This window comes from Azonexus sp., from assembly GCF_036170495.1.
Lineage (GTDB): Bacteria > Pseudomonadota > Gammaproteobacteria > Burkholderiales > Rhodocyclaceae > Azonexus.
This window is the reverse complement of sequence record NZ_JAVHPH010000158.1, coordinates 1-1,000: the sequence shown is the minus strand read 5'-3', so window position 1 is coordinate 1,000 and position 1,000 is coordinate 1. Positions and strand designations below refer to the sequence as shown.

Here is a 1,000-nt window from a genome sequence, read left to right as displayed (position 1 = left end):
GCACGCTCGGTTTCCTGGTCATGGAAACGCAAAGTGAGCGGATGCATTCTGTTCATCGATTAAATGCCTCGAGAGAATTTCACGTCGGCCATGACGAAGAACCGGGTGCTGCAACCGAAGTATGACTTTCAGTCATATGCCAAGGTTCCGCTCGCCGCCAACCGGGATTTACCTGATGTCGCAAGCGCCACGGGCTATGGCAATATGGACGGATGCATGCCCTGCCCCACCTCTCCGCCATCGACTGGATCTCCCTGGCCATTTTCTTCGCCAGCTGGGCCGGCTACGCCTGGTATTCCGAACACAGCCAATGGGGCGCCAACGGTCTGATCCACACCGCCCAGCGCTACCGTCTGGAATGGGCCTACCGCATGCTCGAACGCGACCTGCGGGTAGCCGATTCGACATTGATCGGCAACCTGGTGACCAGCGTTTCCTTCTACGCCAACACGACGATCTACATTATCGCCGGCCTCGTCGCAGCGCTCGGCGCTTCCGACAAGCTGCTCAGCTTCACCGCCGAACTACCCTTCGGCGGCGCCGGCAACCGCGAGTTGCTCGAAATCAAGCTGATGCTGCTGCTCGCCTCCTTCGTCTTTGCCTATTTCAAATTCACCTGGTCGCTGCGCCAGTTCAACCTGCTCTCCATCCTCGTCGGTGCCGCCCCCTTCGGCCAGGCCGGCGAAGCGGACATCGACACCTACGCCCGGCGCGTCGCCGGGGCCAACAACCTGGCCGGCGACGACTTCAACCGCGGCATCCGGGCCTATTATTTCGGCCTCGCCGCCTCCGGCTGGCTGCTCAACCCGGCCGTCCTCGGCGCCTTCGCCATCGTCGTGCTGATCGTACTCTTCCGCCGCGACTACCGTTCACCGGCGCTGCAACTGCTGCGCGACTAGGCCTTGCAGCCTAAATCCCAACTGGCCGGCATCGGCTTCGGCCTGCTCGCCTACGGCATCTGGGGATTTTTCCCGCTTTATTTCCGCCAGTTGTCGGCCAT

1 protein-coding gene is annotated in these 1,000 nt (G+C 61.6%); it reads left to right on the top strand.

Translation table 11 applies throughout. The features are described from left to right. Positions 1 to 212 precede the first annotated feature (212 nt). Positions 213 to 899 carry a DUF599 domain-containing protein gene (locus ADADOO_RS04895; protein ID WP_511275500.1) on the top strand — a complete coding sequence of 229 codons (687 nt, stop codon included), beginning with the start codon at positions 213 to 215 and terminating at the stop codon, positions 897 to 899. The last annotated feature ends 101 nt before the right edge of the window (positions 900 to 1,000 follow it).